General features: G+C 67.3%; 15 protein-coding genes and 4 pseudogenes. 7 read left to right on the top strand and 12 right to left on the bottom strand.

Annotation, left to right across the window (positions count from 1 at the left end; all coding sequences use genetic code 11):
* Both AB0H32_RS40670 and AB0H32_RS40675 read left to right on the top strand, forming a co-directional pair.
* On the top strand, positions 1–587 hold a 587-nt coding region (locus tag AB0H32_RS40670; RefSeq protein ID WP_361132142.1), incomplete at its 5' end, for an NAD(P)H-dependent oxidoreductase.
* Positions 584–1084: a flavin reductase family protein gene (locus AB0H32_RS40675; RefSeq protein WP_361132145.1), complete on the top strand. Its 501-nt coding sequence runs from the start codon at positions 584–586 to the stop codon at positions 1082–1084. The genes AB0H32_RS40670 and AB0H32_RS40675, both read left to right, overlap by 4 nt.
* Before the next feature lie 136 nt (positions 1085–1220).
* On the opposite strand, the gene AB0H32_RS40680 is transcribed toward AB0H32_RS40675, so the two are convergent.
* Positions 1221–1709, bottom strand: coding sequence for a hypothetical protein (locus AB0H32_RS40680; protein ID WP_361132148.1), 489 nt, complete (start codon positions 1707–1709; stop codon positions 1221–1223).
* A 4-nt stretch (positions 1710–1713) separates the two neighbouring features.
* Between AB0H32_RS40680 and AB0H32_RS40685 the strand changes: the two genes are divergently transcribed.
* Positions 1714–2148, top strand: coding sequence for an alpha/beta hydrolase (locus AB0H32_RS40685; protein ID WP_361132151.1), 435 nt, complete (start codon positions 1714–1716; stop codon positions 2146–2148).
* Between the two features lie 26 nt (positions 2149–2174).
* Here AB0H32_RS40685 and AB0H32_RS40690 read toward each other — a convergent pair.
* Together AB0H32_RS40690 and AB0H32_RS40695 are read right to left on the bottom strand one after the other, a co-directional pair.
* Positions 2175–2416 (bottom strand): annotated as a pseudogene (locus AB0H32_RS40690) (IS630 family transposase); the annotation flags it as partial.
* Positions 2417–2759: 343 nt separating this feature from the next.
* Positions 2760–3159: pseudogene (locus AB0H32_RS40695) on the bottom strand (peptide deformylase); the annotation flags it as partial.
* 231 nt (positions 3160–3390) lie between these two features.
* Between AB0H32_RS40695 and AB0H32_RS40700 the strand changes: the two are divergent.
* Both AB0H32_RS40700 and AB0H32_RS40705 read left to right on the top strand, forming a co-directional pair.
* On the top strand, positions 3391–3816 hold the full coding sequence (locus AB0H32_RS40700) for a VOC family protein (RefSeq protein ID WP_361132154.1): 426 nt from the start codon (positions 3391–3393) through the stop codon (positions 3814–3816).
* A gap of 774 nt (positions 3817–4590) precedes the next feature.
* On the top strand, positions 4591–5451 hold the full coding sequence (locus AB0H32_RS40705; RefSeq protein WP_361132157.1) for a haloalkane dehalogenase: 861 nt from the start codon (positions 4591–4593) through the stop codon (positions 5449–5451).
* A 417-nt stretch (positions 5452–5868) separates the two neighbouring features.
* On the opposite strand, the gene AB0H32_RS40710 is transcribed toward AB0H32_RS40705, so the two are convergent.
* The 4 genes and pseudogenes from AB0H32_RS40710 to AB0H32_RS40725 all read right to left on the bottom strand — a co-directional run bounded on the left by AB0H32_RS40710 (position 5869) and on the right by AB0H32_RS40725 (position 8381).
* Positions 5869–6711, bottom strand: coding sequence for a serine/threonine-protein kinase (locus AB0H32_RS40710; protein ID WP_361132181.1), 843 nt, complete (start codon positions 6709–6711; stop codon positions 5869–5871).
* A 75-nt stretch (positions 6712–6786) separates the two neighbouring features.
* A pseudogene (locus tag AB0H32_RS40715) lies at positions 6787–7356 on the bottom strand (paraslipin); the annotation flags it as partial.
* Positions 7357–7449: 93 nt separating this feature from the next.
* Entirely contained in the window at positions 7450–7758 is a 309-nt protein-coding gene (locus AB0H32_RS40720) for a hypothetical protein (RefSeq protein WP_361132160.1), read from the bottom strand.
* Positions 7759–8030: 272 nt separating this feature from the next.
* Positions 8031–8381 carry a hypothetical protein gene (locus AB0H32_RS40725; protein WP_361132163.1) on the bottom strand — a complete coding sequence of 117 codons (351 nt, stop codon included), beginning with the start codon at positions 8379–8381 and terminating at the stop codon, positions 8031–8033.
* Between the two features lie 194 nt (positions 8382–8575).
* Here AB0H32_RS40725 and AB0H32_RS40730 point away from each other — a divergent pair, with 194 nt between their 5' ends.
* Positions 8576–9130: a GNAT family N-acetyltransferase gene (locus AB0H32_RS40730; RefSeq protein WP_361132184.1), complete on the top strand. Its 555-nt coding sequence runs from the start codon at positions 8576–8578 to the stop codon at positions 9128–9130.
* Positions 9131–9186: 56 nt separating this feature from the next.
* Here the strand turns inward: AB0H32_RS40730 and AB0H32_RS40735 are convergent.
* A pseudogene (locus tag AB0H32_RS40735) lies at positions 9187–9881 on the bottom strand (transposase); the annotation flags it as partial.
* A gap of 581 nt (positions 9882–10462) precedes the next feature.
* A complete protein-coding gene (locus AB0H32_RS40740) occupies positions 10463–10828 on the bottom strand; it encodes a hypothetical protein (protein WP_361132166.1) in 366 nt (121 codons plus the stop codon).
* Between the two features lie 580 nt (positions 10829–11408).
* Between AB0H32_RS40740 and AB0H32_RS40745 the strand changes: the two genes are divergently transcribed.
* Positions 11409–12098: an SDR family NAD(P)-dependent oxidoreductase gene (locus AB0H32_RS40745; protein WP_361132169.1), complete on the top strand. Its 690-nt coding sequence runs from the start codon at positions 11409–11411 to the stop codon at positions 12096–12098.
* Positions 12099–12769: 671 nt separating this feature from the next.
* On the opposite strand, the gene AB0H32_RS40750 is transcribed toward AB0H32_RS40745, so the two are convergent.
* The 3 genes from AB0H32_RS40750 to AB0H32_RS40760 form a co-directional block, all read right to left on the bottom strand.
* Entirely contained in the window at positions 12770–12988 is a 219-nt protein-coding gene (locus AB0H32_RS40750) for a hypothetical protein (protein WP_361132172.1), read from the bottom strand.
* A gap of 68 nt (positions 12989–13056) precedes the next feature.
* Entirely contained in the window at positions 13057–13401 is a 345-nt protein-coding gene (locus AB0H32_RS40755; protein WP_361132175.1) for a hypothetical protein, read from the bottom strand.
* Positions 13402–13534: 133 nt separating this feature from the next.
* Positions 13535–13798: a hypothetical protein gene (locus tag AB0H32_RS40760; RefSeq protein WP_361132178.1), complete on the bottom strand. Its 264-nt coding sequence runs from the start codon at positions 13796–13798 to the stop codon at positions 13535–13537.
* Positions 13799–14777 lie beyond the last annotated feature (979 nt).

Consider the following 14777-nt stretch of genomic DNA (forward strand, 5'->3'; position numbering starts at 1 on the left):
GCCATTGCCACCACGGCGAGCAAGGCACCGGGCACGTCCGACGGGGGCAAGGGCGGGGACACGGGGAGCACCGCAGGCACCGGTGGCACGGCGGCAACCCGAAGCCGACGTCGCGGTCACTGCAGGCCGCGCGCACCGTGGTGCGGTCGCTCACCGGGCGCGGTGCCGACGATGAATTCGACCTGGTCGAGTTCGGCGGGGCACTCCTCGACCTCGGTGACGCACGCGTCGCCGAGGCGGCGCACACGGTCGCCGAGTCCGATCTGGCCGTGGTGGCGACACCCACCTACCAGGGCACCTGTACCGGGCCGCTCAAGCTGTTCCTCGACCGGTTCGGCGCCGGGTCGCTCACCGATGCCACGGCGGTCCCGCTCTTCCTCGGTGGGGACTGGCGACACAGCCTGGCGCCCGAGGTGTTCCTCAAGCCGGTGCTGGCCGAACTCGGCGCCTCCGTTCCGACCCGCGGGCTGTTCCTGCTCGACTCGGACCCGACCGGGTCCGCGCTCAGCAACTGGCCTGACATCGCCCGCCAGCAGATTCCAGCGCGGTTGCTGTCGGCCGCGTCCCCGACGGAGGCTCCGGCATGACCGCAGTGCTGAACGACACGACATCCCTGCGCGCCGTGTACGGCGCGTTCCCCACCGGCGTCACGGCGGTCGCCGCCCTGATCGACGGGACACCGGTCGGGCTGGTGGCCAGCTCGTTCACGACGGTGTCACTCGCGCCACCGCTCGTCTCCGTGTGCATGGCGCACACCTCGAGTACCTGGCCGGTGCTGCGCCGCGCCGAGTCCCTGGGCATCAGCGTGCTCAGCTCGGAACACAGGTCGATCTGCCGGCGGCTCGCCGGCCCGAGTGACGAGCGATTCACCGGCGTCGCGTGGCGGACCACACCGGATGGCGCGGTGCTGCTGGACGGTGCCGGCGCCTGGCTCGAGTGTTCGGTCGACAACGAGGTCCGCGCCGGGGACCACGACATCGTCGTCCTCCGTGTCCACGACCTGCACGCCGACGAGGCCGTGGATCCCCTCGTCTTCCATTCCGGCACGTTCCGCTCGCTCGACCCCCGATTCCAGGAGCCTTGATGAACACCAGCGTCTCCACCCGTGTGCGCGGTAGCCAGCCCGTTGTCGCCGGCCGACCACAGGACGCCGCCCGACCTCCGCACCGTCGCCGGGGCCGGACCCGGTAGTCGCTGGGGGCCGGTGCGGCGCCCGGGAGTCACCGAGCCCGGGACGTTCGAAGGAACGCCGCCGCCTGCGGCACACTGGCGGCTCGCGCCAGCTCCGTGAAGCCTTGTGCCATCGTCACCGGCGGGACGAAGCCGACGTCTACGCGGGCGGCGGTGAGGTCGTACCAGTGCGGGGCGGTGAGTTCGGCCGCCAGGAAGCGGCTCAGTGCGTGCGTGCTGGCGGAGCGGGACAGTCTGGCGCTGGCCTCCTGGGCCGCGGCGGCCGCGTGGACGAGCAGGCGCGGCAACGCCTGCCAGCGGACCGTCACGCCGGCGGCGGCCAGGAGCCGCAGCGCCAGGCCGGCAACCGGAAGCGGCTCGTCCTGCGCAATGAAGTAGGCCCGGCCTCCGACCTGGTGGCCCGCGTGGAGGCGGTCGAGGGCCAGCAGGTGTGCAGCGCGGCTGTTCGTACGTGCGTGCTGTCGATGAGAGCGGATCCGTCGCCCGGCATGAACAGCCGTTGTCTGCGGACCGCGCACATGAGTGCTGGGGCGAAGTGAGGATCTCGCAGCGGAGAACCCGGATCTCGTTGCCCGGTTGGTTCTGTCCGGCGGTCCTGAGATAGCACCCGGCAAGACGTCATCGCGTCGGCTTCGACTCGAACGGCATCGCCCCGGCTGGCTGGTCCGCGCGATCTCCGACCTTCCCGATCGCGCAGGATGGATCGGCATGCTGGATAGTCTCGAAACGAGCGACCTCTCCGGCGCGCTTACGCAGATCGCCGCGCCCACGCTTGTGCTGTGCGGGCAGCGGGATCGCACCAGCCTGCCGAACGTCCGACGGACCGCAGCGGCCATCCCAGGAGCCCAGCTGTTCGTGGTTCCGCATGTCGGGCATCTTCTGCCCATGGCGGCACCCCATGCGTTCAATGCGATCGTGCGGGAATTCCTTGCCCGCGGACACCAGCAGACGCATTGAGGGCGCTACAGCCCGATACCGCTTCATCATGCGGTTTTGAGTGGTCGTCCGCCCCAGCGAATGCCCTTGTCGCTGCGGATACGGGCGCGTTCCCTGCACTCGGTAGCGAGCACTTCGGGGTGGCGGGCGTTGGCATTGCGCCAGCGCAGGTAGCGGTGCAGGGCCTGCGGCTGCTCGGGGTGGCTGCGATGGCGGGAGTTCGCCAGGGTGAATTGCCGCAGATGAAGTGCGCCGAGATGGGGTTGGCCCAGGAGGCGTAGGTCGGGGTGCTTCTCGCGTGGCGCCCTGGATCGCGGCGGCCTTCGCGTCCCGGCCGCGACGCCGAGCACGGGCCAGGACCGCGGCGATCTGGCAACGCGTTAGCTTCGCCGCCACGCGTAGAGTTGGTGCCTTGATCAGGACTTCCAGTCCGTCCGCGCCGGTCAGCTCCACGTCTGCGCAGGCGGCAAGCGCGGCGGGGAAGCACTCACGCAGAGCGTTGCGGAGCCGCTGAAAGATACGTGTGCGTTCCCAGATCCGGGTCTGATGAGCGCGTGCCACGATCTTGACGGCCTGCGTCTGGTCGCTGTCCCCGGTAACCGGTCGCAGCTGGCCACGGTCGATGCCGACCATAAGGGAGCAACCGCGCTCGGCACTGACGTGCAGGTGTCGCTGGAGTTGTTGAGGGCTTGTTGCTCGGCCGGCAGGTCTTCCAAGACCGGGCTCACGACGCAGCCAACGTGGCGCACGCCCTCGTCGTCCATGCAGTCGTAGACAAAGACCTTGGCATCGACGCCAATCTGGCTGGCAGCAAGACCCACTATGGGCTGTGCGCATGCTGGCGAACAGGTCATTGATGAGACGGGCCAGGTTCTCATCGAAGGCAATGACGTCCTTGATTTCTCGATGCGGTACCGGGTTTCCGATCAGGGTGATCGGGCGCGAGGTGCCTCGCTCGCGGTACGCTCGTTCGCGTTGTTCCGTGTCTTCCGTGTCTTCCGTGTCTTCCGTGTCGATCACGAAGTCCGGCATGAGTCCTCCTCAGGCGCGACAGCCCGACATCACCACCAACGATGGATCCGTCCGCCATTTCTGCGATTGTGCGACCGATCCACTCTTGGGCCTTGTCCATCTCTTTAGACCAACCGGCAATAGGGTGACTCTTGTAGGCCAGAAGGGCAGTGAAACTGCTGTAGGGCCAGGACACGTCCAAGCTGCTGATGTTTCCGCCTCCCGGGAACTGCGGCCCATAGTCTGCGTCACATGAACGTTCTCTTCATCGCGAGTACGGCGGTCGTCGTCGCTGACCCGCCGCAGAGCCGCAGACTCTTCATTGACACCCTTGGCCTCCCGCTGGAGGGCGAAGACGACGGCTACTACTCCAGCGGGAGCATCCCGGGCAGCAAGCACTTCGGCATGTGGCCGCTCTCGCAGGCAGCCGAGGCGTGCTTCGGCACGCCGTCGTGGCCCGCCGACCGGACGGTCCCCCAGGCATCGATCGAGTTCGAGGTCGAGGACGCAGACGCTGTCGCAGCGGCTGGTGGCGAACTGGAGCGCGCGGGCTTCGACCTGCTGCACCCAGCCCGTACCGAGCCGTGGGGACAGACAGTGACCCGGCTACTCACGGACGATGGCTTGATCGTCGGCATCTCCTACGCCCCCTCGCTTCACGACGAAGAACGTGCCTGAGCTCCGAGTTCCACGCCCCGCACATAGCGGGTTCAGCGCTCGGACGGCTCGGTGACCGGCCCAGGCGCTGGCCAAGGGCGACCGGCCGTAAATGGATCACTTGAGTCTGCGGGGGGAGCCCCACATCGTTAGCGCTTGGTCACGCATCGAATGAGCACACGGAGCGTGACGAGTACGGCGGCGAGGTGGAGGTAGAAGTCCACGACCCTGCCACGCCTCTCGCTGCAACGACGTAGCTTGCCGTAGTCGTTCGCTCGCAGCCGGAGCCCGCACCGGCGCAAGCACGACGTGCCTGAAGACCGTCCGGTCTGCCGTCCGGCGGCGGTGACAGCCCAGTGTGCGGTCCGCAACGAACGCCTGCCGTGCGGGCAGGAGCGCAGCGAACTGGTCCCCTACGGGTTCGAGCGGGCAAGACGGCAGAGCGGGCACGGCCGTCCTTCGTGATTGCAGAGCCTCGAGAATCACCGTGATCACGCGGATCCGTAACCGCATGGGCTCGCAGCTCCTCATCGGTGGTCGAGTCGTCGTGCGGCCCCGGGCGGCCAGGTGTCACAGGAACTATGGAAGGCAACCGCCCCCTGGCCATACCCAGGGCTGCTGGATCCTCTGGACCGTACGACAGCCCATCCGACCCATCATCGACGAAGGCCCCCCAGGTCATGGCCGACAGGGGGCAAAAGTCATGCTGGGCCCGGAAGTTGGGAGACCTGAGTTCGAGGCCACGAAGAAGGTGACGGGGCACCACATGTAGCCTGGCATCGGAGGGAGGGCCCCATGCTGATCGACTTCGTTCCCGACAGGAGTCTGTACCCTTTCGAGTCGCGTTGGTTCGACTCGTCCGTCGGCCGCGTTCACTACATCGACGAGGGGACCGGACCAACGATCCTGTTCTGTCACGGCGCTCCGGCGTGGAGTTTCCTCTACCGCCACATCGTGAAGGACCTGTGCGACCGGTACCGGTGTGTCGCCGTCGACTACCTGGGTTTCGGATTGTCCGAACGCCCTGCTGGTTTCGGATACACCATCGCCGAGCACACCGCGGTCCTCGGCGAGCTGATCGATCACCTGCAGCTCGACGGCTTCGTTCTGATGGGACACGATTGGGGCGGGCCCATCGGCCTGGGCGCGGTCACCGCGCGCACGGACCGGGTGAGGGGGATCGTGCTGGGCAACACCGTGTTCTGGCCGATCGAAGCGATGGCGAATCGGGCTTTCAGCGTGATCATGGGTAGCCGTCCGATGCAGCGGCGGATACTCGAGCAGAATTTCCTCGTTGAGCGCGTCCTGCTCGGAGAACTGGGGCGCAAGCTCACCGCGGCCGAGGCCGACCAGTACCGCGCGGTGCAGCCCACCGCGGAAGCCCGCCGCGGACTCGCCATGATGCCCAAGGAAATTCGTGCCGCGCGCCCGCTGCTGGACCAACTTGCCCGAGACGTGCCCGCCCAGCTCGGCGACAAGCCGACCCTGTTGGTGTGGGGAATGCGGGACATGGTGTTCCGTTCGAACGCCTGTATCCCGCGAATGCGTGCCGCCTTCACCGATCTGGACATAGTGGAGCTGCCACACGCGCGGCATTTCATTCAGGAACACGCACCGGATGCGATCACGGCGGCGATCGCGAAACGATTCCCTTGAGTTCGATTGACGAACTCCACATTGATGTGGACCCGCTGACCCTCACTGCATCGGCCCAGTTTGCCCCGGTCCCGCGCTGACCAGAGGTTCAGCGGCGACGGCGGGCGGCGGGATCGGCCTTGGCATGCCAGGCCATCAGAGCCTCCGCCGAGGGGTGGGCGTATTTGGCCACACCAACGTTGATTCTCGACGCGCCGCATTTCGTCGGTAGCGCCGACAGGCGTCCGGGGCTCCACCGCATGACCACACGGATGAGCTACAGCAACGGTCCCAACCCACCATCACAGACATGCAGTCTATGAATCGTCGCAGTTCAGAGTCGGTCCACGAGCTCCTGCGGTCGGCAATGTCGAGTACAAGCGCAACCGCTACCAGAACATCTTCTCTGAACTGCAGAAGTCGCGCCGGATACTGGGCTCAAGATGCTGAGGCATTGGGGGCGTTGTATACGTCGACCATCGTGCGAACGGGAGGCGGCAGCCAGTCCTCGGACGATGAGTCGTTCTGGGAGAGCTGTTCGAGTACCTCGGTGGGCGTCGGGCGACCGTTGGGGTCATGGTCGAGGCACCGGGTGACAATGCCGACGAATCGAGATGGCAACAGGCTGAGGGCGTCCTCTAGGGATTCACCGTCCGTGAGCGGCATGGCTCCCGCGGCGTGGCACAGCACCATGCCAAAGGCGTAGATGTCCGTGGCATGCGTGATCGGTGTGCCGGTGAGCTGTTCCGGAGCGAGAAACCCTGGTGTGCCGACGACGTAGTTGGTACGGGTGAGTGCGGTGCTGTCGAGGGCTCGGGCGATGCCGAAGTCGATGATGCGGGGACCTGAGCTGGAGATAATGATGTTGCTTGGTTTGAGGTCACGGTGGATGATGCCGCAGGCATGGATGCGTTCGAGCGCTTCGGCGACGCCGACGGCGAGGGTATGCAGGGTTCTTGTGGGAAGAGCGCCCTGTTGCCTGAGGACGTCGTGCAGTGACGGGCCGGGGATGTATTCGGTGGCCAGCCAGAGCGGGTTGCCGTGGGAGTCGGCGTCGACCACCGGCGCGGTGTGGAATCCGCCGACAAGGCGTGCGGCTTCGATCTCACGGGTGAATCGTTCCCGGAACGTTGGGTCCGCAGCGAATTCCGGCCGGATGACTTTGACCGCGACCAGGCGCTGCCCTGGAGACCGGCCGAGATAGACCGTGCCCATCCCCCCTTGGCCCAGCAGAGCCGTCAGGTGGTAGCGGCCGATACGGCGAGGGTCGTCCTGCCGCAGCGGCTGGTGTCCGGGGGCGGAGCCGGTCTGGACGGGCGACTTCGGTGCGCTCCGCGTCGCTCCGCTCCCGCCGACTAGGGCGGCGGCACGCTTGTCCCAGTCGGCGCGCTTCTGCTTCTCCATCGAATCCCGGATCGAGGTGGGCGGTGTGATCGACTTGAACTCGACGCGGTGGACGCGGATGCCCCAGCGTGCGGTGGTCTCGTCAAGCACGCCGCGCAGGGTCGCGGTGATCTCCCCGCGGGAGGTCAGGGCCCGTTCCAGGTCCATGCCGGCGACGATGCTGCGCAACGTGGTGACTGTGAGTTCCTCGATCGCCTGGATGAAGTTTGCAATTTCGTAGGTGGCGGCCCTCGCGTCGGTCACCTGGTAGGAGATGCCAGTGTCGATATCAATGACCAGGTTGTCCTGCGTGATCACCTGTTGCGGCGAAATCGTCAGGACCTGTTCACGCAGGTCGAATCGGAAGCGGATGGTGTCGATGAGCGGGACGACCATGTTCAGGCCGGCACTGAGAGTGCGGGTGTAGCGCCCGAAGCGCTCCACGATTGCGGCGCTGCCCTCCGGAACGACATGGATCGCCTTGACCAGGACTATGAAGACAAACACCACCAGAATGGTCAGGACGATGACGATCGGTTCCACGGCGGCTCCCCCTGCCCCTCGGGTTTCCCTACGCTGACGTCAGATCGTGCCGCGCAGGAGTCTTCCAGATCTATCTCATGAGTGGGCTTGTGTTCACTGACAGGAGCGGGTGTGCTGGTGTCGGCGGTGAGTGCTGAGCAGGACGTTGGTGACGATCCGGCGCACTCCTTCCCCCTCGGCCTCGGCGATCCGGGCGAGAAGGTTGTCTCGGATCTCGACGAGCCGGTCGCGCTGGGTGGGGCCGGGCCCGAGCATCAGGCAGCGAACACAGGTTTCTCTGAACTTGCGGTTGTGGAACGGAAGTTGTGGGTATGGTCCCGGCAGTCTCTGGATGTCGGCTCTGGCCGGAGATTCCATGCGCTCATGCGCCTGGGGTGCCCAGTTTGCGTCGCCATCCAGCATGGTCCCCTTTCCGGGGAGAGTCCTGGAGGTTGACGCATGCCCGTGTGGCTGTCGCGCTCGTTTCTCGTCGCCTTGTCCCTGCTGCCTCTCCTGGCGGTCGTTTTGCTGTCCGCGCCGGCATGGCTGACGTGGCCCTTTCTTCCGTCTCAGCGCCAAGAAGTCGTGTTGGCGGTTCTTGACCGCCTTGTCCAATGGACTCGGGCAGCGCTGCCCCGTGCGGGTCACGGCCGGTCCTGGGCGAACTGACGCTCCCTGAGCTCGATTCGACGGAGTCATTGAGACGTTGGGCCGACGGCTGCCTTGCGCAGAGTGGGCATACCGAAGTCGACGACGGTGTGGCTGTCTCGGCGGTGGTCGATCTGGGCAAGTTCTTCCTCGGCCCCGGCGAGGCTGACCCGCAGTCCCCCGACTTCGCCGAGCCAGCCTTCCCGTTCAGCCTCCGAGATGCGGGCGATCAGGTTGTCGCGGATGTTGGCCAGCCGTGCCCTTTGAGCCCGATCCGGTCGAAGGAATGAGCATCTGGCACAAGCGTGCTCCTGGATACAAGGGGTTCCGAAGGCGCCAGCGCAGGTGCCGATGGACACCTTCCGCTTGTCGAAATGGGCGAGGAACGTGTCCCACACCTCCTCAGTCGGGGTTCGGTACTCCTCGCCGGGACGCGAGGCTCGGCGGCGGGCAATGAACGCTCGGTGGGCCTCGATCGTCTCGGCTGGACAGACCGCTAATGGTGGAGTCGGGTATTGGAAGTGCCCGAATACCCCTGATCGCGGCTGTGAAATGGGGTGCGTCCCGGCAGTGATCGCGGCAGGATGCGATCATGGTTCAGCCGTTGGAGGTTCCGCGCTTGGCTGCGGGCGACAGGTTCCTGCTCCGTCCTTGGGAACTCGGCGATCTGCCTCTCGTGCGGGAGGCATCGAGCGATGACTACATCCCGTTGATCACGACCGTTCCCGCGTTGTTCTCGCAGGAGGCGGGCGAAGCCTTCGTCCGACGGCAGTGGGAGCGCGCGTCTGCTGGCAGCGGGTACCCATTTGTCATCGTGCGGATCGAGGACGGGTGCCCGCTCGGAATGGTCGGACTCTGGCTGAAGGACCGGGGCGAGGGACGAGCATCGCTGGGGTACTGGCTGGCCGGGGCGGCTCGTGGCCAAGGGGTTGCCGCGGAAGCCCTTTCCGCGGTTGTTCGCTGGGCCTTCGGTGACCTGCAGATTCCCCGTCTGCAGCTGTATGTCGAGCCGTGGAACACCGCCTCAGTACGAACGGCTGAGCGCGTCGGTTTCCGGCGTGAGGGCCTGCTCCGCAGTTGGCAGCAGGTGGGCGAGGAGCGCCGGGACATGTTCATGTATTCAATGCTGGGTACTGACCTGTCCTGACCGGTCGTTGGCTGAACTCGGCTGCGTAGGTGGCCCAGTCTCCGGCGGCGGCTCGCTGTCATGACGAGCTGGACGCCGGTCAGGCCGGGGGTGATGAGCAAGCGCAGGAAGGCGAGCCAGCCGGCGCCGTCCTCGCAGGTGGCGACGTCGATGCCGAGGATCTCGCGGTGCCCGCCGGCGTTCACGCCGACCGCGATCAGCGCGTAAACGTTGAAGTTGCGGCCTGCCCTCGCAGGCCTTCGGGTTCAGCGCGTCCCCCCAGACGAACGCATACGGCCGGCGTCCAGAGGACAGCTACGGAACGCGGCCACCTGCTCGTCCAGTGCCGAGGCGTCGCGCTGATCTGGGACTTCGACAGCTGGGTCACTCCGAGGGACTCGGCGAGCTTCTCGACCCGGCGGGTGGAGACACCCAGCAGGCTGGCGGTTGCGACCACCGAGACGAGAGCCTGCTCGGCCCGGCGACGGCGTTCGAGGAGCCAGTGGTGGAAGTAACTGCCCTGCCGCAGCTTGGGGATGGCCAGTTCGATCGGTCCCGCGCGGGTGTCCCACTCGCGTGAACGACAGCCGTTGCGATGGTTGACGCATTCGTCGCTGACCTGCCCGTATTCGGCGCCGCAGACGGCTTCGGCCTCGGCGGACATCGGCGCGTCGGCGAACGGCTTGACCATTGCGCGAAGCAGATCGGGGCTCGCCGCCGCGAGGTTGTCCTAGATGAAGGCGTGCAGGGGCCCACTGTCTGGAGCGGTCATCGTGCTCATCTCCTTCGGGCTTCGACACCTCGAAGATCAGCCGGTGGCCGTTCATCTATGCGGTCCTCACCCCGATGCCCGGGCAAACCCCCGGATCAGGTCGAACCCGTACACCACTTCCTTGGACGCAACCTTGGCCGCCCTCCGCCGGCCCAGCCAGGGCCCCGAAGTGCGGGCAGAAGCTCTCGGTAGAGGGCCCTTTACCCCGGTAGCGGGGAAGATAGCGCGCTCTGACCTGCAAGGTAAGGCTGGCAAAGGGAGCCTGCGTCCCCCGGCGAGCCCTGCGGAAGGGAAGCCGAAGGAGCGGCCTACGGCTACGCGTCTTTCGGCTCGCTACGCTCGCGCGCCGACCGCTCGCCCACGGCGAGCGCAGTTCGCGGCTGCGGCGCTCTATGTGCGCATGAGGACGGCGCCTAGCTCCCAGGGGCAGACTCTGGCCGCTCGCCGGTAAAAGCCGTCTGGTGGCAGTCCAGGAGCGGGCATACTGCCGCACAGCGCACCCCGCTTGCGACGCCCCCTGGAATCTGCCTCGTGGCGGGGGCCTTCAACCTCTCGGTCGGGTGACGCCGTGCGCCTCGGGATCAGGCGGGCGGACCGTCGAAGGAGGACCAGTCGGACCAGGCGTCGTCGGGGTCGGTGCTCACCTTCCACGAGGACACCGAACCGCTGTCGGTGCCGACCACGATCTGCGGACGGCCGTCCGTCAGGGTGGCCACACCCACGCTGCGGGCCGAACCCGGCAGGCCGTTGAACTTCGTCCAGTCGGCCCAGGCGGCGCTCGGGTCGGTGGTCACCTTCCAGGTGGTCCACAGCTCGCCGGTTTCGGACACGGCGAATATCTGCGGCCGCTCGTCCGTGAGCGGGGCGGCGGCGAGCGACACCACACGGCCGTGGTCGAAGCCGAACGGCTGCCAGCTGGTCCAAGCAGCGTCCGGGAGCTCGCTCACCTTCCACCTGGTGAACAGCCCATGGCCGCTCCCCGCGAACACTTGCGGGCGGCCATCCGTGAGCCGTGCTGACGTCATGCTTCGAACAGACATATGATCCGTCTCCTTTCCAACGCCCAGGCGAGCGTTCACGTCCCCACCCCTCTCTCTCCGCTCCAGCGTTCGTGCGGCCGCGCGGATCCGCAAGTCGGGCACCTAGCGGTAGGTGCAGGTATCGAGCCCTGCCGGGCCGCGCTCGGCCAGAGGCCCGTTGTGGCGAAGAGTAAGAAGGTGCGGCCCACGGCCGTGCGACCCTTGACGGATCGCGCGGGAGGCACGCCGTTGGGGGCCAACAACTCGGTCCGCGATCGAGTTCAGGACGTGTCGGCCTGACGGGTCGGGCTGGCAGGTGATCAGCAGGCCGTCTGCCAGTCGAGCACCAATTCGATGCTCGGCTTGCGGCGGGTCGGCCGACGGGCGGAGCGGTCCGAGACCAGTGAAGCGATCGCACGATGGGCCTCGGCGCCCTGGTCGAGCCGCATCGCGGACCGCGTCGTAAACCACTGGCCGATCGCATCATCCCGGAGGGAAGCTGTGCCCCATGACGACAACCTTAATCACCGGGGCCAACAAAGGCCTCGGCCACGAGACCGCCCGCCGCCTGACCGCCGCGGGCCACACCGTCTACCTGGGAGCACGCAACATCGAGCGGGGCGCGGCGGCCGCAGCCGAGATCGGCGCCCGGTTCGTGCAACTCGATGTCACCGACGATGCGTCGGTCGCCGCCGCGGTGGCCACCATTGAAGCCGACGGCGGCCTGGACGTCTTGGTCAACAACGCCGGAATCGAGGTGCGTTCACCGGGAGGCGACATCATCGGCGCCCCGGAGCTGACCGCCGACGTGATGCGGGAGGTGTTCGAGACCAACGTCTTCGGCCTGGTCCGGGTGACCCACGCCTTCCTGCCACTGCTGGAACGCTCCGCCACCCCGGTCGTGGTCAATGTCAGCAGCAGCCTGGCCTCGCTGGCCCAGGCCGGCAAGGGGTACCCGGGGGTCGCCTACCCGACCTCCAAGACCGCAGTCAACATGCTCACCGTGCAGTTCGCCAAGGCGTTCCCACGGATGCGGATCAACGCCGTGGAGCCCGGCTACACCGCGACGGACCTGAACCGGCACGAGGGCACCCAGACCGTCGAGCAGGGCGCCGAGATTATCGTTCGGATGGCTCAGCTGGGGCCGGACGGCCCGACCGGCGGCTACTTCGACGAGGCGGGCCCTCTGCCATGGTAAGTGACGAGGTTCACGACGCGGTCGGCAATGCTGCTCGACCCGGGCCGTGACGTGACAACGGCTGCACAGGTTCTTCGAGTGTGACCAAGAAGTGGGCCCGTCCGTGCGGCCTTGACCCATCCTGCCTTCTGCGGCGTCCCGCATGCACATCTCGGCGATTTGATCGAAGAGTAAGCAGACTCATGGCTGGTCCGGCGGGAGTCAGCGCTCGATGAGCGGCGTGGTGGCGCGCGGCAACGTCAGGCTGGGGCAACACCTCAACGACGCCGGCGCCGACCGGCCAGCCTGATGCACCTGGGTGTCCGAGGCCGACCTCGCCGTCGACTCCGGCCAGGCCCTCCTGGACCTTGGTGACGTCGGCCGCGCCCACCAGTTCATCAGCGAAGCGGAACGCCTGCTGCCGCCCGCCCGGGACAAGACAAAGGGCGTCTTCCCCACCTACCGCGCCGCGAGCTACCTCGATCTCAAGGAACTCGAGCCCGCCGCGGCCGCCACTACCCAGTCCCTGCTCCTGGCCCGGCGCATCGGAGCGCCCCGCTGCGTCCGCCTCGTCGACGACCTGCTCCCCCGCTTCCATCCCTACGCCCGCGCCCAGGGCCTTCCGGAGCTCCTCCAACTCGCTGTCGCCCATCGCGCAGCAGATCCACCTGGCATCACCTGGGCTCCCGCGTTCACAGTGTGCGGGAGCCCAGGAGGATCCCGGGGAATGCTCCGGCCAGGAGGAACGGGTCCAAGGGGATCGCTGACTTGCGTCCGGCGCGGCACGCGAGGATGAGGCCGACGCCGTACAGCGCGCCGAACAGGCATCCGGCGAAGGTGCCGATCAGCAGGATTCCCCGGGCATACCCGTCCAGGACGGCGGCAAGCGGATCCAGATGATCGCTGCCCATAAGTGGAGTCCCCCTGCAACACCTTTCGGGTGTCTACTCGTAGCACCGGGGCGGGTGCGGGGCGGCTGTCACCTGTCCGTGTCCGGGGGCGGTGCGGTGGCCCCCAGGGTCCGCCGGGCGTCCAGCCACACCCTCTCGAACTCCTCGGCCGAGATCCCGCCGGCGCGCGGTGCTTCCTCCCACCCTGTGAGCCTGCCCTCGGCGACGAGGCCGTACCGTTGCTCGTACCGGCTCATAGTGGCGATGTCCGCACGCTCCTGAAGCCGGAGAACCTCCTCCAGGGAGGCGGCGGTCACCGGGGCGCCGTCATCGCCTCGCAAGTCCACTTGCCGGAGAACCCAGCCCTCCTCATCACCCTCGAAGTACTGCCACAGGCCTCGGGCCTCGTCATACGTGCGGATCCACATCACCATGGCACCACGCTTGCGCAGGCAACGGGGTTGCTGCGGGACGGCACGCGCGCGGCTGCGAACGGATCACCCCGTCGGCGAGCACCGGTCCTGTTTTGGATGGGGATTGCCAGGGTCTGTGTGTTGCTGTGGTTAGTCATTGGCTCCGTCCCTGTCCGGGGGCGGGTTCCGGTAGGACGTTGGCCGTCCGAACCGCAGGAGCAGCCACGGCCACCGCCTCCCACATGGCCACCAGCCTGCACGCCCGCAGCAGGGCCGTTGCCGTCGGCAGATCGGCCGACGCGCCGCCGGCCGCGGTGTTGATCGCGTCGACCACTCCCGTGTGCACCTGCTGGTGGTGAGTGGTCCATGCGTCGGTGTCGACGATGTCTCGCACGTGGTGGCCGGTCCGATCGTGCACCCAGCCGTCGATGTCGTGCGCCTGCCCAGCGGTCGCGGCGTTGGGTCAGCCGCATGTCGAGGTCGTGGAACGGGAACTCGATATCCGTCCGTCCGATGACCACGCTCAGGGCCTGCAGCCGTCCGGTGGCTGATATGACGAGTCCGGGACCGGCGCCGCGGGAATCAGGCTCGGCGGGGCCAAGACCACCCGCGGTACCCGCGCGGTCGCCGGGCGCGGTGGCCGGAGCGCCGTCCATCGGAACAGCTCTGCACCCACCGGTGTCAGGGCGCCTGCATCCGCGCTCTGCTCGGACATGTCGACCTCCCCCATTTCCGTGGTGACCCACCAGCAGCCCTTGGCACGTCTGGCGAGGCATTCTTCTCTGCCGCGCACAGGCTGAACCTGAGAACAACGTCGCTTATTACGCTGGTGGGTCTGCATGGGAGGGAAGGGACCCTTCCACACCTCCACAGGAGTGCCACGTACGACAGGCATCACGTCCGGTGGGGACTCTGTGGACTGAGGGCCGGTTGCGCCAGTGGCATCTGTAAGTCCACCTGTGCCGAGTTTCGTTGGACGATGCCGGAGGAGTCTGCACGGCGGCAAATGGACGGTCATGGTCTGCTCGGCCGAGTGCCTGCGGAAGATCGCACCTGGCGGGGTGCTGGGACAGATCGGTTCCCCTGGGAAGTACTGCCGCAGCGGGCTGTCGGTGTTCTCGTTGGAACCGCGCCGCCAGGGGCTCGCCGGATCGCAGAGGGAGAACGGGGTGTCAGGGCGCCGAGTCTGTCGGGCCAATCCATGATGGCGCCGAACCGAACCCGACTCGGACGACTGAGGCACTTGAGCCCCCGTGGCATTTCTTGAGCTGCGCTTGGAGCCCTCGGAGGGAGTCACGGGCTCGCCAAGGGCCCGCTGCGGTGGGGGGGGACCGGGGGGGGGGGGGGGCGGGCCCCCACAGCCGCACCCCCGGGTGGGGGACACCCGGGGGCAAAAC

This window comes from Streptomyces sp. NPDC020362 (assembly GCF_040642095.1).
In the GTDB taxonomy this organism is placed as follows: domain Bacteria; phylum Actinomycetota; class Actinomycetes; order Streptomycetales; family Streptomycetaceae; genus Streptomyces.